This window comes from Blastococcus sp. CT_GayMR16 (assembly GCF_004570875.1).
GTDB lineage: Bacteria > Actinomycetota > Actinomycetes > Mycobacteriales > Geodermatophilaceae > Blastococcus_B.
On the sequence record NZ_SPQK01000002.1, the window covers coordinates 45,446 to 69,484 of the forward strand.

The window sequence follows — 24,039 nt, forward strand, 5'->3', positions numbered from 1 at the left end:
ATGCGCATGCTCGTCACCGGAGGCGCCGGCTTCATCGGCGCGAACTTCGTCCACTACACGCGCCAGCACCACCCCGAGCACCAGATCACCGTGCTCGACGCGCTGACGTACGCGGGCAACGAGGCGTCCCTGGCGCCGGTGCGCGACGACATCGAGTTCGTGCACGGTTCGGTGGCCGACGCCGCGCTCGTCGACGAGCTGGTGAGCCGCTCCGACGTCGTCGTCCACTTCGCGGCCGAGAGCCACAACGACAACTCCCTCAACGACCCGTCGCCGTTCGTCACGACCAACCTCATCGGCACGTTCACGATCCTCGAGGCCGTGCGGAAGCACGGCGTCCGGCTGCACCACATCTCCACCGACGAGGTCTACGGCGACCTGGAGCTCGACGACCCGAAGAAGTTCACGCCGCAGACCCCGTACAACCCGTCGAGCCCCTACTCCTCGACGAAGGCCGGCTCCGACCTGCTCGTGCGGGCCTGGGTGCGCTCCTTCGGCATCCACGCCACGATCTCCAACTGCTCGAACAACTACGGGCCGTACCAGCACGTCGAGAAGTTCATCCCGCGCCAGATCACCAACGTGCTGGCCGGCCTCCGCCCCAAGCTGTACGGCAAGGGCGAGAACGTCCGCGACTGGATCCACGTCGACGACCACAACTCCGCGGTGCACGCGATCCTCGAGAAGGGCCGCTCCGGCGAGACCTACCTGATCGGTGCCGACGGCGAGAAGAACAACCTCGAGGTGCTGATGCAGATCCTCGAGCTGCTCGGCCAGCCGGCCGACGCGTTCGACCACGTCACCGACCGCGCCGGGCACGACCTCCGCTACGCGATCGACGCCACGAAGCTCCGCGACGAGCTGGGCTGGACGCCGCAGTACACCGACTTCCGGGACGGCCTGGCCGCCACCGTCGCCTGGTACCGCGACAACGAGTCGTGGTGGGGTCCGCTCAAGCAGCAGGTCGAGGCCAAGTACGCGGCCCAGGGCCAGTGACCACACTCATCGTCGGCGCCAACGGCCAGGTCGGCCGGGCGCTGCAGCAGCAGTTCCCGGACGCCGTCGCGCTCGACCGGAAGGCGCTCGACGTCACCGACGCCGCGGCGGTGCGCGCCTACCGGTGGAGCAACGTGGACGTCGTCCTCAACGCCGCCGCCTGGACGGCCGTGGACGCCGCCGAGGACCCGGCCAACGCCGACGCCGTCCGGGCCGCCAACGTCGACGCCGTCGGGCACCTCGCCCGAGCCGTGCGGACGTCGGGCGCCACGCTCGTGCACATCTCCAGCGAGTACGTCTTCGACGGCAAGCGCGAGAGTCCGCATCCCGAGGACTGGCCGCCGAACCCGCTGTCGGTCTACGGGCAGAGCAAGGCCGACGGTGACACCCAGGCCACCAACGTGACCAAGCACTACCTCGTGCGCACCACCTGGGTCGTCGGGGACGGCGGCAACTTCGTGCGCACCATGGCCGGCCTCGCCGACCGTGGCGTCTCGCCGACCGTGGTCGACGACCAGATCGGCCGGCCCACCTTCACCGCCGACCTCGCCGCCGGGATCGCCCACCTGCTGAGCACCCAGGCACCGTTCGGCACCTACAACCTGACCAACGACGGCGACCCGGCCTCGTGGGCGGACGTCGCCGCCGCGGTGTTCGCCGCCCGCGGCCGCTCGGCCGACGACGTCGGTCGCACCAGCACCGAGGCCTACTTCGCCGACAAGCCGCAGGCCGCCGTCCGCCCGCTGAACAGTGTGCTGGACCTGTCGAAGATCACCGCGACGGGCTTCACACCTCGCGACTGGCGAACCGCGCTCGCGGAGTACCTCGCCGGCTGACGGGGCGCCTGGGACCCGAGCGCCCGGTGGGGCCGACACGGCGACGTTCGTGACGGGGTGGTCACGTTCTCCGGCCGGGCTGCCGATGATCAGCTCGTGTGGTGGGTCTGGGTTCTCGGTGTGCTCGCCGTCTGGGTTGTCGTCGGGCTGGTGTTCGCGCTCCTGATCGGCCGTGGCATCCGGATGGCCGACCGCCGATCCCCGGGCACGGGGGTGTCGCTGTCCACCGCGGACCTGCCGGCGTCCTTCGTTCCCGCACCCGCCCCGGTCCGTCGGCGGGCGATCCCGCTGCCCCCGATCGGCATCACGCTCGCCGCCGTCGCGGTGGCGCTGGAGACCTCCGGTTACCTGCTCCGGCTGAGCGGCGCGACCGGCCGCTCCGCGCAGCTGCTCTCCATGGACGCACCGTTCGCGCTGCCGCGGATGTTCGTGGCCCTGCTCTTCGCCGCCGGCGCGATCGCGGCCGTCGCCGCAGCCGGCAGCATCCCCGGCCGCCGCACCTGGTGGCTGGCCGTCGCCCTGGTGGGCGGTGGCATTGCCGCGGTCAAGGCCGGTGGCACCGTGCACGCCGACGGCATGGGGGCCCTCACCGATGCGCTGGGCGCCCGCACGGCCGTGCTGGTGAGCGCGCTGGCCGCTGTCGCCGTCGTCGCCGCACTCTGGTTCCTCAGCCGGACCGAGCGACGCGACCGTCGCCGCGTCCTCGGCACCCTGGCCGGCTACGGCGCGGCGTCGGTCGGGCTGTCCGCCCTGTCGGCGTCCGTGCCGGCGTCCTGGTATGTGACCGCGACGTTCATCGAGGAGTCGGGCGAGGCGCTGGCCGGCGTCGCGTTCCTGATCGCCGTCCTGGTCGGCGTCGCACCGCGCCTGGTCCTGCCCGCCACCTGGCCGCTGCGCCGTACCGCGGACGCCCACACCCTCGAGGTGCCCGCGACCCTCCCCGGCCGCACGGTCGAGGGACGCTGACCTAGTCGGTCCAGGCGAGCAGGTCCTCGGCCGTCCAGGTGTTGACGACCCGCTCGACCGGCACCCCGGTCTCGAGGGCGCGCTCACAGCCGTTGCCCTGCCAGTCCAGCTGACCGGGCGCGTGCGCATCGGTGTCGATGGCGAACTCGCAGCCCAGCTCGACGGCGAGCGACAGCAGCCGCTTCGGTGGGTCGAGCCTCTCGGGCCGGGAGTTGATCTCGACGGCGGTGCCGTGCTCGACGCACGCGCTGAAGACCGCCTCGGCGTCGAACTGGCTCTCCGGCCGCGGCTTCTGGGTTCCGTTGCGCTGACGCCGGCCGATGACGAGCCGGCCCGTGCAGTGCCCGAGGACGTCGGCGTGCGGGTTGGCGACCGCCGCCAGCATCCGGGCGGTCATCGCCTTGGAGTCGGCCCGCAGGTCGGAGTGCACGCTCGCGACGACGACGTCGAGGCGGCCGAGCAACTCGTCGGTCTGGTCGAGGCTGCCGTCGACGTTGATGTCGCACTCGATGCCGGTCAGGATCCGGAACGGCGCCAGCTCCTCGTTGAGCGCGGCGACGACGTCGAGCTGCTTCTCCAGCCGTTCGGGGCTCAACCCGTTGGCGACGGTCAGCCGGGGCGAGTGGTCTGTGAGCGCCATGTACTCGTGCCCGATCGCCATCGCCGCCTCGGCCATCTCCCGGATCGGGCTGCCGCCGTCCGACCAGTCCGAGTGCGTATGGAGGTCACCCCGCAGGGCGGCACGGAACTCGGCGACGTCGTCGGCCATCGGGACGAGCTCGGCGTGGGCCTCCTCGAGCTTCGCCAGGTACTCGGGGACCTGCCCCTTGTGCGCCTCGACGATCGCCGTCGCCGTCTTCGGGCCGACGCCCTTGAGGTCCTTCAGCGTGTTCGTGCGGATCTTGAGGTCGAGCTGCTCGTCGGTGAGCCCGTCGACCACGGCCGCGGCGGTGCGGAAGGCGCCGACGCGGTAACTGGGCTCGCGGGCGCGCTCCAGGAGGAAGGCGATCCTCCGGAGCGCGGCCGCGGGCGGGAGCGGGGAGCTCAGGGCCAGCCCCTCAGGACTTGGCCTTCTTCGCTGCCTTCTTCTGGGCCTTCGCGGCGCGCTTCTGCGCCTTCGCGAAGGTCTTCTCCGTCGACTCGGCGGCGTTGTGCGCGGCCCGGCGGGCCCGGTAGCCGACCGACGGCTTGCCCTCGGTGTCGACGGCGGCGAGCAGTAGGCCGCCGAGCAGGCCCAGGTTCTTCACGAAGTGGGCGATCTTCTCGAAGGAGACCTTCGGGTCGCTCTCCTCCCAGAACCGGTGGCCGGCCAGCGTCGTCGGCACGGTGGAGCCGGCGAGCAGCAGCGCGGTCAGGCGCGGGAGCCGGCCGAGCGCGAACAGGGCGCCGGCACCGACCTGCAGTGCGGCGTTGGCCTTCACGTACTGCTCGACGTCCTTGGGCACCTGCACCGGCAGCTGCTTGTCGGCCGTCTCCGTGATCTTCTCCACCACCGGACGGGCACCCGGGACGCGGTCCTGCGGCTTGCGCAGGGTGCTGATCCCGCCGTAGACGAAGGGGGCGGCGAGCAACGGCCGGGCGATCCGGCGGACCAACATGTGCAGACCTCTTTCCTCAGTACCGCGACTACGTCGGGGTGTGCACTGCCCGGAAGATCGTCCGGGCAATCTCTGCTGCCGACCGTAGCGACCTGCGCCGATCCCGGCAGGGTCAGTAGGCGCCGTCCCCCCGAAGCACGGCGCCGACCGTCCGCCACAGGATCATCAGGTCCAGCAGCAGCGACCAGTTCTCCACGTAGTGGATGTCCATGCGCATTGAGTCGTCCCAGGACAGGTTCGAGCGGCCGCTGACCTGCCACAGGCCGGTCAGGCCCGGCTTGACGACGAACCGGCGGTGCATGTCGGCTTCGAAGCGCCCGACCTCCGACGGAAGCGGCGGGCGCGGACCGACCAGGGACATGTCGCCCTTCAGGACGTTGAACAGCTGCGGCAGCTCGTCCAGGGAGTAGCGGCGCAGCGTCCGGCCGACGCGGGTCACTCGCGGGTCGTGCCGGAGCTTGAAGAGCACGCCGTTCCCCTCGTTGGCCGCGGTCAGCCTCTCGAGCAGCAGCTCGGCGTCGGCCTCCATGCTGCGGAACTTGATCATCGCGAAGATGCGGCCGTCGCGGCCCACCCGTTCCTGACGGAAGAGGATCGGTCCCCGGCTGGTCACCTTCACCATCAGCGCCACCGTGAGGAGGACCGGCACCAGCAGGAGGAGGCCCACCCCGGCCCCGATGCGGTCGAACGCCGTCTTGGCCACCCGGCGCACGCCACGGAGCTCGGGGCGTTCCATCTGCAGCAGCGACAGTCCGCAGACCGGCCGGATCCGGACCCGCGGTCCGGCGATCTCGGTGGCCGCGGGCGCGAGCAGCAGGTCGGCGCGGGTCGTCTCCAGGTCCCAGCCGAGCCGCCGCAGCGCATCGCCGTCCAGTTCTGGCGAGGGGAGCACGGCGACGGTGTCCACCTCGTACCTGCGGACGACGTCGACGACGTCACGCGGTCCGCCGAGCACCGGGACCCCGTCGAAGGTGTCCGTGCCGGCCGTCGGCAGGCAGCAGCCGACCACCCGGTAGCCGTACTGGGCCTCGCGCAGCAGCTGCTGGTGCAGCGCAGCGACGCCCTGGGGGCGGCCCACCAACAGCGTCGTCTGCAGGAACCGTCCCTTCGCCCGCTGACGGCGCAGCCACTCGCGCTGCACCAGCCGCGAGGCCAGGGTCAGGGCGGTCGCCAGCAGCAGGGCGACGACGACGAAGCCGCGGTCGATCGGGAGCTCCAGGCCCCAGGACGCGATGGCGACCCCGGCGAGCACCAGGGCACCGGCGAAGAGGACGCGGCGGAACTCCTCGAGGCCCTCCCAGAGGAACTGCTGCTCGTAGCTGCGCATGGCGTGCATGGCGAGCACCCACACCAGCGGCAGTGCCACGAACAGCCCGAGCGGAAGCGCCGCCGTCCAGGGATGGACCGGTCCGAGACCGGCCAGGCGCCCTACGGCGCCGGCCACGAGGGCGCAACCGGCATCGACGACGACCAGGCGGCGCACGTAGGCGTCGCGCCACGCGCGCCGGGCGACGGTGCCCGAGCCACGCAATCGGTGGCCGAACGACGGCGGATGGCTCGGCGCCCCACGAACGGGGAGCACGTGCTCCGAATACTTGGCTTGACTCATCTGAGTGTTTCCTTGACGTGCGTGCGCTGGAGCCCCGCGACGGCGCGCAGGTGCGAGGGGGGAGTGCGGGCGAACGGCCGGGTCCGGGGCCGTGGCCGAGCGAGATGCGAATCGAACGCAGCGGAACTCGGTGCCGCCGCGCGGACTCAGCCGGGGCGCACTCCGGGGTCGTCGGCGCCACCGACGATGGCTCCGGCGAAGCCGGAGGAGGAACGGACCGCGCCGTCGGTGAGCATGGCCGCGAAGCGGGTGTCGAGGACGGCGTAGCTGCTGTCGGCGTGCGTCTCGTGGCCGTTCCCGGAGGTGGATGCGCCGGCGGCGGCCGCGGCAGAGGGGCAGGCGGGGGCGGAGGGCTGCGGGAGCGGCAGGTCGAGCGGCGCGAGCGGCCGGAGCGGGCTCCACGGACTGGTGGTGGTGCGCCCGGCGGGGGCGATCGTCGTCCCGCCGTCGGCGCTCGTCGCCTCGACCACCGCGAACGGGCGGCCGTCGGCGGAGGCGCTGAGCTGTGGTCCGGTGAACGCCGGCTCGGCGGTCCCGAACCCGCAGATCTCCGGGACGTCGCAGACGACCTCGACGAGGATCGGGACCTCGGCGGACGCCGTCGTCGTTCCGGGTCCCGGCTCCACCGCCACGATGGTCGCGGCCACGTCCTCCGCGGCGTCGACCTTCTCCGGCCCCGCTGGGTCAGCCGTTTCCTGCTCGGCCGCCTCCGCGGCGGGGCTCGGCGGCTCCGCTGCCGTGGTCGTAACGGCCGGGCCGGGATGGGGTGCCGGTTCCGGAGCGGGGACCTGCTCGGGGACGACGGGCGGTACCTCGACGGGGACGTCCACGGGCGCAGGGACAGGAGGTTCCGGGAGGGTGGCCGGCGTCGTGGGCAGCGGGAGGGCTGGGGGCCCGTCGGTAGGCGGGACGTCGCACTGCGGCGGACCGACCGACGCGGGTGGCCCGCTGCCGAGTTCGCCGGGCGGCGCAACGGTCACCGGGACACCGCAGGACGCGGTGACGACGGGCTGGCCCTCGTCGGCCTGCGCCACGTCGACCACGGCTCCGACCAGCACCCAGGCGCCGATGGTGAACGTGACGATCGTCAGCATCCGCCGCCACCTCGGCGGGGAACGGCGCAGGGGGGAGACCGGCGTCCCTGGCCACTCTCTTGGACCAGGCGCCTGGATCGTGCTGGTGCCGATCGACACGCGCTCCCCCGCTTTGCTCGGACGGGGACCATGCGCCCGCGCCTGTTCCGGCGACAAGTCCTCTCGCTACGGCGGGGTGCGCAGCGTGACCGGCCCCGGCCAGGCTTCACCCTCCGTGTCCAGGAATGGACGGAGATGTGTCGGTCGTCGCCGTCCTGACGTGGGCTTTCGGACGTCAGCCGGTGCGGCAGCAGTAGACGGTCAACTCGGCCCGCTTGCGGAACCGGAACTCGGTCGCCTTCTCACCCATCTCGCCGTCGAAGGCGACCTGCTTGAGCCCGGACCGGGAGACCACCGTGACCTCCTCGGCCTCGAAGTGCCCGTAGCTGCGCGCGTGCTCGCTGATCCCGAGGAGCGTGGCCAGCACTGCGCGCGTGCGTCCGAACGTCAGGTCGGCCCGCAGGTACTGGACGTCGAGCAGTCCGTCCTCCAGCCGCGGGCGCCAGGCGGGGGAGAGGCCGCGCGGCGTGTAGAGGCAGTTGCCGATGAAGACGATCCAGACCGACAGCGGCCGGCCGTTCACGACCAGCTGCACCGGGGCCTGCCGGCGCAGCACCTGGGCGGCGGCGACAGTGAGGGCCAGCCACTTGCCCATCCGGCCCGACAGGCGGTCGCGGCGGCGGACCATCTCCAGGTAGGCGCCGATGCTCGCGGTGTTGAGGAACGGCGTCCCGTTGACCTCGGCGACGTCGACCCGCACGGCCTGCCCCGCGACGACGGCGTTCGCGGTGTCCTGCGGGGTCTCCAGGCCGACGTCACGGGCGAAGTGGTTGAGCGTGCCCGCCGCGATGACGGCCAGCGGGAGCCCGTGCTCGAGCGCGACGGCGGCCGCGGCAGCGACGCTGCCGTCCCCGCCGGCCACGCCCAGCGCCTTGGCCCGGCCCGAGCGGGCGGCCTCGCCGAGGAGCTCGTCGACGCCGGACTCGGGGGTCAGCTCGAGGACCTCGGCACGGGGGAGGAGGCGCCTGATGTCCTCGGCGGGGTCGTAGTCGTCGGGGCCGGAGCGCGGGTTGACGGCGACGACGAGGCCCTCGCCCTCCGGGAGCGCGGGCGCGTCGAGCGCCGTCCGGACACGGGCGGCCTGCTTGGGTCGCACGCGCCACCAGTGCTGGGTGGCGACGGCGACGGCTCCGCCCACGGCGAGCCCCGCGACCACGTCCCCCGGGTAGTGGACTCCCACGTGCACCCGCGAGTAGCCCACCCCGAACGCCACCGGCGCCAGCGCGGCGCCGGCGAGGGGGCTCTCCATGGCCACGCCGGTAACGAATGCAGCCGCGGAGGAGGAATGGCCGCTGGGGAACGACAGGCTGCCGGGCTCGCGGCGGAGCCGGCGGTGCGTCTGGAGGTTCTCCAGGTCCGGCCGGACCCGGCCGAAGATCCGCTTGAGGACGACGTTGACGAGAGCGCTGGACACCGCCATCGACCCGAGGCCGCGGATCACGCCGCGGCGCAGCGGGCCCTTGCGGATGCCGAGCAGGACGCCGATCACCAGCCAGAGCCGGCCGTGGTTGGCGTAGGTGGAGAGCCGGCGCAGCCAGCGGTCGGCGGGCGTCGTGGGCAGGCGGCCGATGAACGCGTGGAGGCGCGCATCCCAGAGGCGGGGAGAGGACACGACCGGACGTTAGTTGGCTCCGGCGGTGGGTGCTGATGATCAGGTCACCTGATCGTGGGGGGTCCTGGCTCAGTGTCGACGGTGAGCCAGGACCCTTGATGATCAGGTCACCTGATCAACAGGGCCCCGGACTACGTCTTCTGGCGGGCGCGGTAAGCCGCGACGGTCGACCGGCTGGCGCACGTGTTGGAGCAGTACCTACGGCTCGCGTTGCGCGAGGTGTCGATGTAGACGTTGTCGCAGCCCTCCGCCGAGCAGACGCCCAGCCGCTGCCAGCCGTGCTGGATCACCACCTGCGACAGGCCCATCGCGACCGTCGTCGTGAGCTGTTCGAGCACCGGGGCGTCCTCGCGGGCGTAGTGCAGGTGCAGCTCGCCGTCGTGGTCGGTGGCGTAGGGACGCGGGCGGGCCAGGGCCAGCAATTCGTTCAGCCGGAGGACGACGTCGTCCTGGGTCTCGGCGAGCGCGACGTCCCGGACCAGCGCGGCGGTGGTGCCGGCCCTGTGCGTCTCGCCGGGGGAGAGCTCGTAGGACGTGCCGGGGGTGAACCACTCCGAGTGGGAGGACAGGAAGGCGCGCGCCCACTCCGGATCGGCGCGCTCGACGTTGGCCAGTTCGATGGCCAGCTCGATGGCGCTCGACCCGTAGGTGTCGTAATCCATCTCACTCCCTACCCATGGGTGATAGCCTCGGAACTACGTAGGGGGTTAACTGTGTTTGACCCCCTACAGATTCCTTCCCTTGCAAGTGAAACGAGTTCTGTCGTGCGTGCGTACCTCACCGTCTGGCGGCTTCCCTCCGCCCCGGTGCTCCTGCTCTCCGGCTTCGCCGGCCGTCTTCCGTCGGCCATGGTGCCGTTGGCGCTGCTGCTCATGGTGCAGCAGCAGACCGGTTCCTACGCGATCGCCGGGCTGGCCTCAGCCGTCCTGGGGATCGCATCGGCGGCGATGGCGCCCGTCCTGGGCCGGCTCGCCGACCGTCGCGGGCCGCGCCCTGTGCTCTTCACCCAGGCGGCGGTGTACCCGGTCCTGCTCGGCGTGCTGATCGCCGTCGTCCTCGGCGGCGCTTCTTCCCCCGCCGTCGTCGCGGCATCCGCCCTCGCCGGCACCGCGACCCCGCTGGTGTCGGGCACCGTGCGGGCGCTGTGGTCGCGGGTCGACGTCCGCGTGCGGCCTACCGCCTACGCCCTCGACGCGACCGCCACCGAGCTCGTCTTCGTCGTCGGGCCGACGCTGGTCGCCGTGCTCGCCGTCCTCGTCGACCCCGCACTGGCGATGGCGCTGGCGGGCGTCCTCGCGGTGGCCGGTGCTCTCGGGATCGCCACGGCTGCCCCGACCAGGGCGTACGTCCCGGTCGTGGGGAGTCGGTCGGGGCTGTTCTCCACGGTGCTGGCCCCTGGCATGCCCCGGCTGCTGGTCACCGGCTCCGCGCTGATGCTCGGTTTCGGTGCGCTCGAGGTGGCCATCCCGGCGTTCGCCGACGAGCTCGGTTCGCCCGGCCTGTCCGGGCTGCTGCTCGCGCTGTGGGCGCTGGGCTCGACGGCGGGCGGCCTCTGGTTCGGTGCCCGCGTCATCAGCATCTCGCTGCCGCGGCAGTACCGGCTGCTGCTCCTCGGCGTGACCATCGGCCTCGCGCCGCTGGCCTGGATCTCCAGCCCGTGGGCGCTCGGCGTGCTGCTGTTCCTGGGCGGGACGGCGATCGCGCCGACGCTCACCGTGCAGAACACGCTGGTCGGCTCGCTCGCTCCGGCGCACGCCACCACCGAGGCGTTCACCTGGCTCTCAACGACCACCGTCGGCGCCTCCGCGGTGGGCGCGGCCGTCGGCGGCGCGCTGATCGAGGGCCCGCTGGGGGTCAGCGGCAGCCTCATGCTCGCCGCCCTGGGCGCCGCCGGCGCCGTCGTCCTGACGCTGGTGCCGGGCCGCCGCCCGGCGTCCGCGCCGTTGGCGAGGGAGCCGGTCGCGGCCTGAGCTGCGGCTCCCGGCCCCGCTCGCCCCCGGGCTGGGAGGGCGCTCCAGGCCGCTGGTAGTCTCTCTCTTCGGTGGTTCCGGGGTAACTCGGGACCCGGGAGGCTTCGCCTAGTCCGGTCTATGGCGCCGCACTGCTAATGCGGTTTGGGTTAATCCCCATCCCGGGTTCAAATCCCGGAGCCTCCGCGCACGACAACTGAACACAGGCACCCGTAGCTCAACGGATAGAGCATCTGACTACGGATCACAGATCGAACGCTGCCGGCCCCCCTTCCGTGGTCCGAAGCGTCGGACGACTGACCGGCCAGGCCGCCATCTCGCACTGGTCCCGGCGATCTACGCCGAGCGTCTGATCGCATGACGACCGAGCTTTTTGTAACGGATCGGTCACGGACAGGAAACGTCACCCGTGTAGTTCCGGTACGCCTTGTTCGCATGATCGCTACAGGGGGAACAGACAGCGTTACGGGGAGCGAATCGCTCCTCGCTTGGGCACAGCAGATGAGAGCCGAAGGCCTCTCGAAGCGGACGATCACCGAGTGGCCGCGGGTCGTCCTCCGCGCTGCCCGATGGGTCGACGCCGGCCCCGACCGGCTCAGCACCATCGAGCTGATCGACTACCTCGCCGGCCTCCCGTCCGCCTCCACCCGGCAGACCTACTACTCGGCGCTGCAGGCATGGCACCGCTGGTTGCTGGCGACCGGCCGCCGCACCGACAACCCGCTCGACGGACTGCGCCGCCCGCGGGCACCTCGCCGCGAACCGCATCCCGTGGCCACTGGCCACGTCGAGGTGCTCCTGGCGTCCGGCATCCGCCGGCGTACCCGCACAGCGGTCCTCCTCTGTGCCTACGAAGGCCTCCGCGTCCACGAAGCGGCGAAGGTTCGTGGCGAGGACGTCGACTTCGTCGGCCAGCGACTGCGCGTCGTCGGCAAGGGCGGCGTGGAGAAGTGGCTGCCCCTGCACCCCGTGATCGCCACCGAGGCACGGCGGTACCCGCGACGCGGCTACTGGTTCCCGTCGCCGAAGCGTCCCGGCCGGCCGATCCGCCGCGACTCCCTTTCGGCGGTCATCTCCCGGGCAATGCGGCGCTGCGATATCCCGGGCACGGCGCACAGCTTGCGGCACTGGTTCGGCACGGAGCTGATGCGCTCGGGCGCGAACGCCCGGGAGACGCAGGAGCTGCTGCGCCACGCCTCCCTGAACACCGTCGCGATCTACACGCTCGTCGCCGCCGAAGCCCAGCACGCCGCCATCAACCGGCTCCCCATGGTCGGCCCTGCCCCCGCCGGCCCATCCACCCCCGAGAGGACCGCGTCATGACCGCCGTCATCGAATCACCCAAGAGGCAGATCGCGGGGACGACCGCGATCCGTCTCATCGCCGCCGAGGTGCTGGCGGACCTTGATCGTCTGGGAGTCACACCTCGCACGCTGACATTCGAACTCTGGCGCGACGAGATACCGGCCGGCATTCAGGCGTGGTTTGGCTGCTACGACGACGCCCAGGCCTACGCCGACCATCTGGGGGTCGGAGACCGGACGAACTTCAACGGCGACAGCGACTCAACTCTCTTGCACATGGGCCGCGCCACGTGGGAGGCCGGTTGCCCGACGATCGCCGGCCTGTGCCTCGGGGTCCGGCTGGTCTGTGACCGCCCTGCATCGCGAGAGGAGATCTCGCAGCCGCCCGTGTGATCCGGTACCGTCCCGTCCCACCAACGACGGGGCGGGAAGAAGATGCGCAGCACAGCCATCGGTTCGGCGGTCGTTCTGCTCCTGTCTGCTTGCGGTGGAGCCAGCGCCGACGACCTGACCTCCTACCTGTCAGACCACTACGAAGGCGTCGGCGAATACCGAGCCCTCCGCAACGGCGAGATCAGTATCGAAGGCGGGAACGTCGAGGTGCGGCTCGGTGAGGACGGCACTGAGACCGCGGCGATGGACTACTGCGGCTGGATCGGCGAGTGGCTGTACGACGAGGGCAACGGCGAGCCGAGCTCTGACATCGTGATCGTCGACGAGACCGGCCGTGTCCTCTCGCAGCGTGGGAGTGACCGGGCAGCTTGCTCATTCGGTGCCGGCTGACCGCTTCGCCTGCTCACGACGAAGAGGCCCCCGACCGCCACCCGTGAAGGGCAGCAGCCGGGGGCCTCTTCTGTGACGGGCTAGCCGGAGCGCCGCTCCGCCTGCAGCCGCGCCACAATCGCGTCGACGGAGTGCCGGCCGGGGTCGTCGGCGCCGAGACCGCCCGGCACGGCCGTCGCGATCGCCCCCTGCGACCCGGTCATCTTCAGTGGCTTCAGCAGCCCGTAGTGCGCTGCCACCGCGACGATGAACGCCATCAGCCAGTTCGCGGCCGCGGTCCCGAAGTCGAACGGCAGCGCCGTCACCAGGGCGTCGAGCAGCTCGGACAGCAAGCCGGTGAGCGCCGCCAGGAACAGCAGCGTCACCGCCTTCAGGGCGGGGGCGGCCATCCTCTTCGTGATGAGCGCGACGAGTGCCGGCAGGACGGCGGACACCGCGAAGGTCAGCAGCTGGACCCACGTGAATCCGGTGTAGGTGATCACGGAAGCTCCCTCTCGTTCGATGCGCGGGTGCGTCGGAGCATCCAGATCTGCTCGTCCTTCGCACGGTTACTGGTCCTGCACTCGTCGAGCTGTTGCTCCAGGCTCTCGGCCTTCTGCTGCACGCGGTCGAGCTGCTCCTCGAGTTCCTTGATGCGCTTGCCGAGGGGCTCGACGAGTGCCAGTGCGGTCTTCGACAGGATGTCGGCGGTGTCGGCGTCGGTCTTCTCCGTCTCGGCGCCGAGCTTGCGGCGCTGAGAGAAGTTCTGGACGGCGACGGTGACGACGGAGAACACGGCGCCGGAGGTCAGCATCGGGCCGATGTAGTCACCCAGCGGCATGAAGGACCGCCTTCGCCCAGCGGCGGATCCGGCGGGCCCTCCACAGCGATGCCAGCCCCAGGCTGGCGACGAGCCCCGCCGGAACGTAGCGGCCACTGTCGCCGCCGGCCGCGATGACGCCGATGGCGTAGATGACCGTGCCGAAGCCGACGGCGATGAGCCCGAGCTGCTCGATCAGCAGCCCCGTGGATGCGACCGGCTTGATGCGCGGCCACCAGCGGCCGCACCAGCACCACCATGTCCACCAGGCGCCGGTCAGGGCGATGAGGCAGCCGCCGACGAGCAGCCACGCCCACACGCGTCCCCAGAAGACTCCGAGCAGCTCGGCGGTCGACCCGGGGGTCGGCGCCCCGAACAGCAGCGGTGCGCCGACGAGCAGGCCGAGGTAGAGGACGAACAGCTCGAAGGGGTTGTCGCGAGCGGAGTCGAGCGGCCGGGCTGCTTCGGTCAGCGTCGACGGCATGGACTGGGTCAGGACGCCGCGGCGCGGGCGGCTTCGTCGGCGGACAGCTTCGACAGCACGGCGGCCATCTCCGTGTCGTTGATCTCCGACAGCTGGTAGAGCACCCGGTAGTAGTCGAAGACGTTCGGGGCGACGTTCCGGTACGGGGTGCACACCTCGTCGGAGATCAGCAGGTTGTAGTAGTCGGGGTTGGGCACGAGGTACCAGATGCCGAACGCGGCCAGGGCGATCGCGCCGGTGCCGCCGTTCTTGGGGTCGGAGCGGAAGGCCTTGAACTTCATGCTGTCGTCCTCCTCGGACTGGGTGGGCTTCTTGCCGCGGACAGCGGCGATGCGGGCGCGACCGGACTTCGCGGTGTAGCCGATGCGGTCGATCTTTCGGCCGGGCGCCCATGGGTCCTTGTGCTCGCCGAAGCACTCCAGCGGGGCGGGCTCGCGGCCGTTCAGCCAGCCGAGCCATTCGAGGGTGCCGGCACCGCAGCGGGCCATGAAGTCGTGCATCTCGTCGGTGTATTCGAGGTAGCCGCCCTCGAACTCCCAGCCGAGGATGTACGGGCGGCCGTTGTCGAGCGGCACAGTTCCCCAGCCGGGCACGGACCATGGGCCGCCGGCGCCGGGGTGGTTGGCCCAGCCGAGCGTGATGATGCGGGCGGTGAGGTCGAATCCGCCGTAGCAGTTCGCCAGCGGCCCCTGCAGTGGGCTGGCGCCTTTCCGTCCGCCCTTGACGACGCCGAGCCCGGGCGTGGCTCCCTGGGTGGGGTAGGAGGCGATGTGGTGGCCGAGGCCGCGGACGAACGGCGCAACCCCCCACGGGTCGGCTTTCGGGCCGACGCCGGGCTGCAGCTCGATCGACACCCGCTGCACGCCGTTGTCGAGCAGCGCGGTGCGCAGCTGCTGTGCGGCGGCCTGTGCGGCGGCTGCGGTCACAGGAGGCCCCCGTCCCGGTCGTCGTCGTCGTCGACGTCGATGGCCTCGCCGAGCGCATTGCCGAGCTCGACGTCGTCGTCGGTGAGCGGCTCGTCGTCGTGGTCGACGAACACGCCGGACGCCGGTGGCTGGTCGAGGACCGGCAGCTCTTCGTCGTGATCGGTTTCCACGGCACCTCCTGGCATGGGTCAGGCCCCGCTGCCCGGGAGGGGCGCGGGGTGGAGCGGGCGGGGCGGGCGGGGCGGTCGAGCAGGGGTCAGGCGGTCGGAGGTTCCTCGTCGCCGCCGGCGGACTTCGCCTCGAGCCCGGCGATGCGGGCCCGCAGCTCGTCGGCGACCTGGTGGGCGCGGGCGAGCTCAGCGTCCTTGTCGGTCAGCGCCTGGTCCCTGTCGGCCAGTGCCGCGGCTTGGCCCTCCATCGTCTCCTGCGCCAGGGCGAGCTGGCAGGCGAGGTCTGCGTTGCCACGACTGGCGTTGTCGGCGGAGCGCTGCGCGATGCGGGTGACGATGCGCTCGAAGTCGGCCTGCGGGTTCGGACTGGTCATGTCTGGGGGGTCCTCGTCTCGGTGTAGTTCGCCAAGGTCGCGGGGCCGAAGGTTTGCCCCTCGCAGCCGTACGGGGCGCCCTCGCGGGGCTCGCGGCACAGGTGGTAGACGACCGGGCGGACCGGGTCGTCGCGCTGCACGGTGGAGATGACGGCGCCCGACTGCACGCCGCCGTTGCCGACATCGACCCCGCACTTATCGCACCGGTATTGGCCGTCGGATCGCAGGCTCACAGCACCGCCCCCTTCGCCCTCTTGGGCGCCGCGGGACCGCCGCGCACCTCGGTCACGAACTGCTGCAGCGCTGCGTGCAGCAGAGCCGTGTACTGGTACAGGTCGACGGCGCCCATGTCGTCGATCGTCTTGACGACGATCTGTGGCGGCGCCTCGCCCGCGTCCAGTCCGATCTCCACCGGCATGTTGCGGCCCTCGGCGTCCGGCTTGCGCCGGTACCGCTTGACCCGCGTGGTCATGACGTCTGAGAGGAAGTCGCCGGTGGCGTCCGTCATCTCCTCCTTCAGGCGGGCGTCGGAGGAGACCGTGAATGCGCTCGCGAAGAAGGCCTGCCAGCCGGTGTCGGTGCCGTTGCGGCTGTGCAGGCCGATCGCCCCCGTGCCGTCGTAGTACAGCTTCAGGTAGCCGCCGAAGCTGTTGCCGTTGACGAATTGCATGCGCGCCGAGTTGAACGGCGCGAAGTCCGGCGGGTTTACCGTGATCTTGGAGATGGAGCCGGGCCACAGAAAGGTGACGTCGTTGTCGTCGACGAAGAATCGGTTGTGGAGGCTGCCGTCGGTGTTCCGCTGCACGATGCTGGTGGCTTGCCCCTGCGCGTGGTAGACGAAGTTCCCGCCGCCAGCGTCCATCCACAGGCGGGTCATGGTCTGCTCGTTGATGAAGAAGTCCCCGCCGTTGGGGATGACGAACGTGTGGGACAGCGGCGTGGCCTGGTAGAGGGTCTGGATGCCGGTGGATGTGTTCGCCTTGTCGGGCGCGTAGAAGATCGTGAACGTCCGGGTGCCCGTGGCGGCGCCGCCGATGTAGGCGACGACGTTCTTGCCGACCAGCGTCACCTGTTCGACGCTGTTCACGATGACCGAGTTCCAGTCCGCGCCTGCGCCGGCGATGGGGATCTGCATCTGCATGGCCTCGACGCCCGAGGTCGCCGTGAACCCTCGGACGTAGCCCTCGGTGCCGTCCGGTGCGAAAAACTGGACCTTGCCGGTGGTGCCGGCGGCGCCGATCTCGATGCGGCGGCCGCTCAGCGCGGTCTTGAAGATGCCGGTCAGCAGGTTGTTGACGCCGTCGATGTTCACGGTCAGCGCGTTCAGGGCGTCGAACGCCTGCCAACCGATCGCGTTCATCTCCCGCCGCTGACCGGTGAGCGCCGTGGTGAACCGGCCGGCCATGACGACGTCGGCGGCCATCGTGCCGGCGGTGAGCTTCCCGACCGACAGGCTTCCGATCTCGCCGTCGTTGACCTGCGGGATCACCGCCGACACCGTCGCCGAGTACGCGGACCCGTTCCCGTTGTGGTCGTAGGCCCGCAGCCGCACCCACCGCGTCTGACCGGGGGTGCCACCGACACGGTGGATGCCCTCCACGAACGGGTTGAGTGAGGACTCGACGACGAACGGGCCGCCGGATCCCGCCGCCGCGACCTCGACGTCGACACGGTTCGCGTCGGCCGGCATCGCCCCGCCGACGCTCGTGGTCCCGGGGTAGCGGACACGGATCTGGCCGAGGGACTGCGTGAGCACCGGGTCCGCCGGCGCGGCCGGTCCGGTGGAGTCCGCCGCCGAGGTGATCGACGACGTCGACGTCCAGGCGCTCGCGACGCCGCCGGTGGACACGGCGCGGACCTGCACGTCGTAGCCCAGGGCGGCGACCACGGCGAGGTCGACGGTGGTGGCGTCGGTCAGCGCGTTGCCGAGCCACTGCGGGGCGCGGTATGTCGGCCGGAACTGCACCTCGTAGTGGTGCAGCGCCACGGTCGTGTTGTCGGTGTACTGGGTGACCGCTGACCAGGACGCGGTGATCGTGGCCGAGTCGGTGCCCTTCGGGTTGATCGCCGACGACGTCGACAGCGTCAGCCCGGTCGGCGCCTTCGGGACCTTCGTCGACGGCTTCCCGCGCGCGGCGTCGACCCGGTCAGCGATCGGGTCCGACGGACGGGACAGGGTCTTCGGCAGGTCCCCGACGGTGATCTCCCGGGAGCCGGCCGACTCCCAGACGACCCACCGGGTCAGGTCCAGCCAGACGCCGGTGTCCGTGCGCCAGGCGATCGTCATGCCCTCGACGATCGGGGAGCTGATGGAGGAGACCCGGACGATCGCCGGGTGGATCGGCTGCCCGCGGAAGAGCCGCTCGACTGCGGTGTCGAGGATCCCGGAGTCGGGGTCGTAGACGTAGCTCGCGTCGCCGACACCGAACCCGCCGCTGATCTCGTAGTCGGCCGCGGTCACCTTGATCGCGGCCGTCTCCCGGCTGAACCGGTTGAGCTGCAGCTGCGCCCTGGCGGCCACCGTCCCCGAGGTCTCACCGGACTCGGAGATGAGGCGTACGAACTTCACCGTGCTGCCCTGCGGGTCCTTCCACGGCACCGAGGGGGCGCTGGCCGAGCCGACGGCGAAGACGGTGTCCGGCTCGTCACCGACGCCGATGGTCTGCCCGAGCAGCGTCGCCTTCGTCGTGTAGTCGTAGACGGCGCCCTCGGTCTCCACCTTCCCGCCGACCGCGACCAGGTCGAGGTCCGAGCCCGCGCCGCGGCGCACGATCATCGGGGACGGCTTCGTCGTCAGCGGCAGCGCGGTGTCGTACAGCTGCCCTGGCGTGCCGACGTCGACGGTGAAGTTGGGGTTCACGCGGAGCTCGGCGCCGAACGGGGCCAGAGCGATGCGCAGCGCATCCCGCCGAGACTGGAAGACGTGCGTCCCGGTGTAGCGGGTCGCGGGGACGGCCTGGGGGAAGACGGTGCCGATGGTGACCGTCGGCGGCATCAGCGCGGTGACCACCTGGGCGAGGGTGGCGTTGGTCAGCGTGATTGTGCTCTCGAGCGTGTGGCCCTTGCCGTCCTCGTCGCTGATCCAGAAGAGCAGCCCGGATCCGCCGCGCGTGAAGGTGCTGGGGTTCGACCGGGCCCGGCACACCCCGACGTAGCGGGCGGCAGCGAGCAGGCCGTTGCCGGTGGTGTCGACGTCGACCTGGCCGTCGACGACGACCATGTGCCCGTAGTAGCCGAGCTGCGCGATCAGCTCATCGGGGGTCTCCTCGGCCAGCTCCAGCTCCCAGGAGCCGAGCGCCTCGAGGGTCTCCGTGAACGGCATCAGCGGCTCACGACTCGGACGCGCTCGCCGGTCGAGCCGCGGTACTGCGCCCACAGGTCAGCGAATGCGTCGCCGGCCTGCGGGGCGGCGTCGACTTCGTGGCCGAGGAAGAAGTCCAGTTGCAGCACGGCCGCCTTGGCGATCGACGCGGTCGCCGTCGTGGTGGTGACCGTGACCATGGAGCCCAGGACGAAGCGGTTCCCGTCGGCGTCGGCCGAACTGGCCCGCAGGCCACCGGTGACGACGCTCGCGGTCTCCGCCGCGGTGCGTGCGACCCCCAGAGTCGCGGACGAATGACGCTTCATAACGCCGGTGACGAAACGGGCGCCCCTGCGCAGGGAAAGGTCCACGTGGACCCGGCCCGGCGCGCCGGGGTAGGACAGGCGCACGGCCACCTCCTCCGGGGTGTTCCGCAGCACGGTCAGCTCCGGCTGAGAGGTCAGCGCCACCCCGTTGACCGTGAACGCGTACGACTTCGGCGATCGCCACGCGCCTGCGTCCCAGCAGGACACCGTGATCGCGCCGGACGGGCCCGACATCAGACGCACCAGCCCGTTGTCGACCTGCCAGACGACCAGCGGGGGAGTGAACGTGCCGGCCCTGCGGATGCCGTCGAACAGGATCCGCGCCGATCCGCTCATGTAGGACTCCGCAGGAACCGTCCACCGCGGTGACACCCCGGCCGGGATCCCGAGGAACACCTGCAGTACTCCGTCGGCCGACGTCCGGCCGATCGAGGACGCCGGCACCGTCGGACCGGTGAAGTAGGACGTCGCCCCACTGGCCGGGGCGTGCCAGAACACCGCCGCCGGCGGGGTGCCGACCGTCGTCGACCGGGCCACGGTCGGCACCCGCGACTCGACCTCGACATCGCGCCCCGACCCCAGCCGCAGAAGGGTGATCGCCCAGTCGACGGTCTGATACGCGCCCTCCTGGATGCGGGTGAACACCGACCGCACGTCAGCCACCAGGTAGAAGCCGCTCAGCTCGAGCTTGTCGGTGAAGGTAACCGGGACGACCTGGTCGCGGAGCCCGAGCACGTTCCGGTGGGTGGCCTCGACGAACGCGCGGGTGGACGGCGGGTGCGACTCCTGCCCGACGATCTTCAGCGTGTCGGCGTCCTCGTCGGCGACCTTCGTCTCGCGCAGGGCGATCCCGCCGATGGTGACCGTGCCCCACATCTAGCTGTCCTCCCGGTCCACGTTGAGGAGCTCCTCGCGGAGCGCACGCGCGAAGCGGCGGATCTCGGCGCGGTCCCGGATGTCGAAGCCCTGCAGCTCCACCGTGAGGTTCTGGACGACGACCGACTTCCCGCCGGCCGCGGCCAGCTCGCGGGTCTTGTCGGCCGAGAACACTCGGCCGGGCTGGTCGAACTGGACGAATTCCTCGCCCTCCTCGCCGACCTTGAGGAACTGCCCGGCGCCGAATCGGCCGCCCCGGGCGTAAGGCGAGTAGAGCCGCTCCTGACTGTCATTCGGGTTGCCCTTCCACCCGGCACCCAGCAGCCCGTTCCACCAGTTCATGTACACGGGGTCGTTCTGCCGGGCCTCGTCGAAGATGAAGGACTGCGACCCGCCGCCACCGCCGCCTGCCGGCGCGTAGAGCCGCTCCTGGCCGTCGGTCGGGTCTCCGCGCCACCCAGCGGCGAGCAGGGCGTTGCGCACTGCGTCGCTGAGCGACCCGGCCGCGACCGACACTGCGTTCGTCAGCGCCGGTCCGGCGGCAACGACCGCCTGCGTCATGAACGGTGCGGCCGCGGAAACCGAGCGGGTCATGGTGGGTGCGGCAGCCTGAATGGCGCCGGTGAGGCTGGGGCTGGCGCTGCGGACGGCGGCCGTCATGGTCGGTGTCGCACGCAGGATCGACGAGGTGAGCTGCGGGGAGGCCACGTCGACGCCTTCGTTGATGCCGGCCGTCATCGCCTCGAACAGCTGGGAAGTGACGTAGTCGACGTCGGTCGAGGCGCCCGATCCGGGAGCGAACCGCCCGCCGCCGGCCACGTTCCCGCGCATGACGATGTCCGCCCGGCCCGAGTTCAGGGCGGCGAACTTGGCGCCACCCTGCTCGCCGACGGTCATCGCGTTGTTGATGAACTCGCCGGCGGAAAGCCGGTAGTCGGTTCCCCCTGGTCCGACCGCGCGGACCAGGTCATCCGTAGGCCCGCCCGGCCCAATGACCATCCGGCCGGTCGCAGCGAAGATCGGGCCGCCGCCGGCCTTCCCCTTCAGTTCCTTCGTGGTGACGGTGACCGTTTTGTCGTGCAGCGCCGCGAGCTTGGCCGCGATCTTGTCGAGCCCACCGCTCGCGTAGTCGTTGAGGAACGCCGACGGTGTCGGGCGCTGCGCGCCGAGGATGTTGAGCCGCTGCGTCGCGTTGTCCGCACCACCGAGCAACGGGCTCGGATTGAGGTTCGCCCACGGCGTCGGCCGCTGACCGGCGAGTACTGCGAGCACGTTCATCGCACCGCCGTAGTGCGCGTTCAGCTGCGCCGTGTCGACGTCGGCCACCGGCGTCGGGCGCTGCCCGTCGAGCTCCTCGATCTGCGCTGTAGCAGTCGCCGTTGCCCCGGCGAAGGGGTTGATGTCCAGGTCGAGGACCGGCATCGGCTTCTGCCCCGACAGCACGAAGAGGACGCTCATCGCGTCGGCCATCTTGGCCAGCGCCGGGTCCGTGTTCGCGTCGACCGTCGGCGTCGCGGTCGTCGTCGCCAGGCCCGTGAGCTGCGTCGACAGGTCGGTCAGGTGGCCCCTGGCCTGGTCGGTCTCCGCGACGACCTCGATGTCGCCGTTCGGGAGCTCCTTGATAGTGAAGCCGAGGTCGGCGAGGCGCTGCCGCAACTCGTCCGTGGGGGCCGTGATCGTGATCGACTTCTCGCCCGGTACCGCGGCGACGGCGAAGCCGAGCTCACCGACGGCGGCCGCGAGCTGCGCCTGCGCCAGCATCGCCCCGTCCGCCTGGCCGGTGATCTGGATGAGCTGCTGCCGGTAGTCCTCCATCGACTGCGGCAGCTGCACGCCCTGCGCGATCAACTGGTTGAGGCGGTCGAGTTCACCCTTCGCCCCGAGGATCGCCTTCTGAGTGTCGTCCATCGACGCCGGCAGATTGGACGTGGCGATCCGGCCCGCGGCCTGGACGGACTCGTCGTAGGCCTGGTTGAGGGCGAGCTGCGCCCGCTCCACGTCCTCGGTCGTGGACTCGCCATCGGCCAGGACCTCATTCAGCTTGGCCTGCGCGTCCTCGATGCCGTTCAGCGACTGCTCGTAAGCGAAGCCGGCGTCGACACGGGACCGGGCCTGGTCGACCTGGTCGGCCATCGCCTGGGTGACGCCCTTGATCGCCGATTCTTCCTGGGCGGCCAGCCGGGCGCCCTCGGCCTGCCAGAAGGCCAGACGTCGCTTGGCCGCCTCGAGGTCAGAAGCGCTCGTCGACTCGTCGAGCATCCGGTCGGTCAGCGTCTTCGACCACTCGGCGACCTTGGCCTGCGCCTGCTGGAGCGGGTTCATCGCGACCCACTGCTCGTGCAGGGCATCGTTCGTCTGCTCGATCGAGGAGAGGGCGAGGTAGTTCTGGGTGTTCATCCCCGCCAGGCCGGCGATGAACCCTCCGAATCCACTGTTGGCTTCATCGAATGCCGCTCGGTAGTCGCCCATCGTGGCGCGCGTCTCGTCGGCCGCGGCGCCACCCTGGCGGAGAGCATCCGCCCACTCGGCGGCCTGTTCGCTGGCCCGCTCCATGATGACGGTGACCGCGGTGATGGCCGCGCCCAGAATCGGGCCGGCCTTCTCGCTGATGGACTCGGCGTTGTCCCCGATCGTGGACAGCATCCCGGAGAAGACGCCAGCACCTTCCTCGGACCCACCCATGGCGTCGCCGACCTTGCCGATGCCAGTAGCGGCGGAACCCATCCATCCGGCGACCATGTCGCCGACCTTGAAGGCGCCGAATGCGGTCGCAACCGTGGGTAGTGCAGGCCCCAGCAGGTCAACGACGCCGAGCACGCCGCCGAGCGCGCCATTCAGCAGAGGCAGCACGTCGGAGGCCAGTTCGGCGCCCTGCCCGAGCAGCTCACCGAGGGTCGGCAGCAGCTTCTGCATGGAGGTGCCCAGCTGCGACCACACCTGGCCTGCGGCTGGGCCGTGGTCGGTGATCTTGTCGAAGAAGTCCGACAAGCCGGTGCCGGTCTTCGACAGGAAATCAGCGAAACCCTTCGTGACCGGCATGCCGCGCTCGACGGCCCGCGCCAGCCCGGGCAGGGCGTTTTCGGCGAGGTCCAGGATGCCGCCGGCGAAGACCTCGATCTGGGGCGCCGCGTCGGAGAAGACGTTGCGCAGCGACGGGCGCATCCGGTCGAAGCCGGCGCTCACCTTGCCGGCGAGGCCCACGAGCACCGGCTCGATCGCGCCGGCGTCGGCGATCGCCCCGGCCTTGATCTGCTGCCAGGTGCCCAGCCACGCCGACTGCACCTTCGCCGACTGGGCGGCCGCAACGATGCCGATGCCGGCGAACAGGGCTACCGCCGCCGTGCTCATCAGGGGGGCGCCGGCTGCCAGCACCCCGCCGATCGCGGCGACGATCAGCGGCGAGTTGCGGATGAGCGACATCCGCATGCCGAGCGCCAGCTTGCCGCCAGCGTCGTCCCCGGCCTTCTGCGCCTGAGGCCCCAGGTCCTTCCCCAGCGCCCCCATCGACGACGCCAGGCTGCGCTGCGCATCGTCGAGCTTCCTCGTGGAGGTGACGGTGTTCGACTGGGCCTGCGAAAGCCGGTACTGCGCCTTCTCGAGAGCCTGAGTCAGCGCGAGAGCCCGGGCAGACCCCTCAGTCATCCCCTTCTGGCGGGCCTCGAGCAGTCGCCTCTCGGCCAAGGTGACCGCGTTCGACGCGTCCACCTCGGCACGGCGGGCCTTGACCAGCCGTGCCGACGACGCCTCGACAGCCTTCGCGAGGCCGTCGGTCATCCGCTTGCCGAGCTCCCGGCCCGCCCGGTCGGCGTCCGGGCCGAAGGCGGCCGCCGACCCGCGGAGAGTGGCCTGCGCAGAGTCCCTGTCCAGGTGGAGCTCCGCGTAGACGTCTGCGACCTTCCTGCCCTTGAACGCCACG

The 24,039-nt window shown here is 71.2% G+C and carries 23 protein-coding genes and 1 tRNA gene; 8 read left to right on the plus strand and 16 right to left on the minus strand.

Annotation, left to right across the window (positions count from 1 at the left end; translation table 11 throughout):
• From rfbB to E4P38_RS02700, 3 genes are read left to right on the plus strand one after another with little or no spacing between them, the layout of a single operon-like run.
• Positions 1–996, plus strand: a complete 996-nt coding sequence (rfbB, locus tag E4P38_RS02690) for a dTDP-glucose 4,6-dehydratase (protein WP_135130191.1) — start codon at positions 1–3, stop codon at positions 994–996.
• Positions 993–1,832, plus strand: coding sequence for an NAD(P)-dependent oxidoreductase (locus tag E4P38_RS02695; RefSeq protein ID WP_167760423.1), 840 nt, complete (start codon positions 993–995; stop codon positions 1,830–1,832). Before rfbB ends, E4P38_RS02695 begins: the two co-directional genes overlap by 4 nt.
• Positions 1,833–1,889: 57 nt before the next feature.
• On the plus strand, positions 1,890–2,798 hold the full coding sequence (locus E4P38_RS02700; RefSeq protein ID WP_245160744.1) for a hypothetical protein: 909 nt from the start codon (positions 1,890–1,892) through the stop codon (positions 2,796–2,798).
• Position 2,799: 1 nt separating this feature from the next.
• On the opposite strand, the gene E4P38_RS02705 is transcribed toward E4P38_RS02700, so the two are convergent.
• From E4P38_RS02705 to E4P38_RS02730, 6 genes are all read right to left on the minus strand, one after another.
• Positions 2,800–3,852 carry a PHP domain-containing protein gene (locus E4P38_RS02705; RefSeq protein ID WP_348633777.1) on the minus strand — a complete coding sequence of 351 codons (1,053 nt, stop codon included), beginning with the start codon at positions 3,850–3,852 and terminating at the stop codon, positions 2,800–2,802.
• Between the two features lie 4 nt (positions 3,853–3,856).
• Positions 3,857–4,396 carry a DoxX family protein gene (locus tag E4P38_RS02710; protein WP_135130194.1) on the minus strand — a complete coding sequence of 180 codons (540 nt, stop codon included), beginning with the start codon at positions 4,394–4,396 and terminating at the stop codon, positions 3,857–3,859.
• 112 nt (positions 4,397–4,508) lie between these two features.
• On the minus strand, positions 4,509–6,005 hold the full coding sequence (locus E4P38_RS02715; protein WP_135130195.1) for a sugar transferase: 1,497 nt from the start codon (positions 6,003–6,005) through the stop codon (positions 4,509–4,511).
• Positions 6,006–6,151: 146 nt separating this feature from the next.
• Entirely contained in the window at positions 6,152–7,099 is a 948-nt protein-coding gene (locus E4P38_RS02720; RefSeq protein ID WP_135130196.1) for a hypothetical protein, read from the minus strand.
• A 274-nt stretch (positions 7,100–7,373) separates the two neighbouring features.
• A complete protein-coding gene (locus E4P38_RS02725; RefSeq protein ID WP_135130197.1) occupies positions 7,374–8,810 on the minus strand; it encodes a phosphatase PAP2 family protein in 1,437 nt (478 codons plus the stop codon).
• A 131-nt stretch (positions 8,811–8,941) separates the two neighbouring features.
• Positions 8,942–9,472, minus strand: a complete 531-nt coding sequence (locus E4P38_RS02730; RefSeq protein ID WP_135130198.1) for a CGNR zinc finger domain-containing protein — start codon at positions 9,470–9,472, stop codon at positions 8,942–8,944.
• A gap of 102 nt (positions 9,473–9,574) precedes the next feature.
• Between E4P38_RS02730 and E4P38_RS02735 the strand changes: the two genes are divergently transcribed.
• From E4P38_RS02735 to E4P38_RS02755, 5 genes are all read left to right on the plus strand, one after another.
• On the plus strand, positions 9,575–10,780 hold the full coding sequence (locus E4P38_RS02735) for an MFS transporter (RefSeq protein ID WP_135130199.1): 1,206 nt from the start codon (positions 9,575–9,577) through the stop codon (positions 10,778–10,780).
• Between the two features lie 97 nt (positions 10,781–10,877).
• A tRNA-Ser gene (locus E4P38_RS02740) sits at positions 10,878–10,966 on the plus strand.
• 315 nt (positions 10,967–11,281) lie between these two features.
• The gene (locus tag E4P38_RS02745) at positions 11,282–12,103 is read left to right on the plus strand and encodes a tyrosine-type recombinase/integrase (protein ID WP_167760424.1); all 822 of its coding nucleotides are present in this window, start codon (positions 11,282–11,284) and stop codon (positions 12,101–12,103) included.
• Complete coding sequence (locus E4P38_RS02750) at positions 12,100–12,477, plus strand: hypothetical protein (protein WP_135130201.1); 378 nt, start codon at positions 12,100–12,102, stop codon at positions 12,475–12,477. Before E4P38_RS02745 ends, E4P38_RS02750 begins: the two co-directional genes overlap by 4 nt.
• Positions 12,478–12,519: 42 nt before the next feature.
• The gene (locus E4P38_RS02755; protein WP_135130202.1) at positions 12,520–12,867 is read left to right on the plus strand and encodes a hypothetical protein; all 348 of its coding nucleotides are present in this window, start codon (positions 12,520–12,522) and stop codon (positions 12,865–12,867) included.
• Between the two features lie 80 nt (positions 12,868–12,947).
• Here the strand turns inward: E4P38_RS02755 and E4P38_RS02760 are convergent, their stop codons facing one another.
• The 10 genes from E4P38_RS02760 to E4P38_RS02800 form a co-directional block, all read right to left on the minus strand.
• Positions 12,948–13,349, minus strand: coding sequence for a hypothetical protein (locus tag E4P38_RS02760; RefSeq protein WP_135130203.1), 402 nt, complete (start codon positions 13,347–13,349; stop codon positions 12,948–12,950).
• Positions 13,346–13,687, minus strand: coding sequence for a hypothetical protein (locus E4P38_RS02765; RefSeq protein WP_135130204.1), 342 nt, complete (start codon positions 13,685–13,687; stop codon positions 13,346–13,348). Before E4P38_RS02765 ends, E4P38_RS02760 begins: the two co-directional genes overlap by 4 nt.
• Positions 13,674–14,150 (minus strand): hypothetical protein, encoded by a 477-nt coding sequence (locus E4P38_RS02770; protein ID WP_135130205.1) that lies wholly within the window; start codon positions 14,148–14,150, stop codon positions 13,674–13,676. The genes E4P38_RS02765 and E4P38_RS02770 overlap by 14 nt, the downstream gene beginning before the upstream one ends.
• A gap of 8 nt (positions 14,151–14,158) precedes the next feature.
• Complete coding sequence (locus tag E4P38_RS02775) at positions 14,159–15,076, minus strand: hypothetical protein (protein ID WP_135130206.1); 918 nt, start codon at positions 15,074–15,076, stop codon at positions 14,159–14,161.
• Positions 15,073–15,246: a hypothetical protein gene (locus E4P38_RS22750; protein ID WP_167760425.1), complete on the minus strand. Its 174-nt coding sequence runs from the start codon at positions 15,244–15,246 to the stop codon at positions 15,073–15,075. Before E4P38_RS22750 ends, E4P38_RS02775 begins: the two co-directional genes overlap by 4 nt.
• A gap of 86 nt (positions 15,247–15,332) precedes the next feature.
• A complete protein-coding gene (locus tag E4P38_RS22755) occupies positions 15,333–15,620 on the minus strand; it encodes a hypothetical protein (RefSeq protein WP_167760426.1) in 288 nt (95 codons plus the stop codon).
• Positions 15,617–15,853: a hypothetical protein gene (locus E4P38_RS02785; RefSeq protein WP_135130208.1), complete on the minus strand. Its 237-nt coding sequence runs from the start codon at positions 15,851–15,853 to the stop codon at positions 15,617–15,619. The genes E4P38_RS22755 and E4P38_RS02785 overlap by 4 nt, the downstream gene beginning before the upstream one ends.
• Positions 15,850–18,942: a tail fiber domain-containing protein gene (locus tag E4P38_RS02790; RefSeq protein ID WP_135130209.1), complete on the minus strand. Its 3,093-nt coding sequence runs from the start codon at positions 18,940–18,942 to the stop codon at positions 15,850–15,852. The genes E4P38_RS02785 and E4P38_RS02790 overlap by 4 nt, the downstream gene beginning before the upstream one ends.
• The gene (locus tag E4P38_RS02795) at positions 18,942–20,123 is read right to left on the minus strand and encodes a hypothetical protein (protein WP_135130210.1); all 1,182 of its coding nucleotides are present in this window, start codon (positions 20,121–20,123) and stop codon (positions 18,942–18,944) included. Before E4P38_RS02795 ends, E4P38_RS02790 begins: the two co-directional genes overlap by 1 nt.
• Positions 20,124–24,038: a hypothetical protein gene (locus E4P38_RS02800; protein WP_135130211.1), complete on the minus strand. Its 3,915-nt coding sequence runs from the start codon at positions 24,036–24,038 to the stop codon at positions 20,124–20,126. It abuts the gene before it with no gap.
• Position 24,039: the final 1 nt, after the last annotated feature.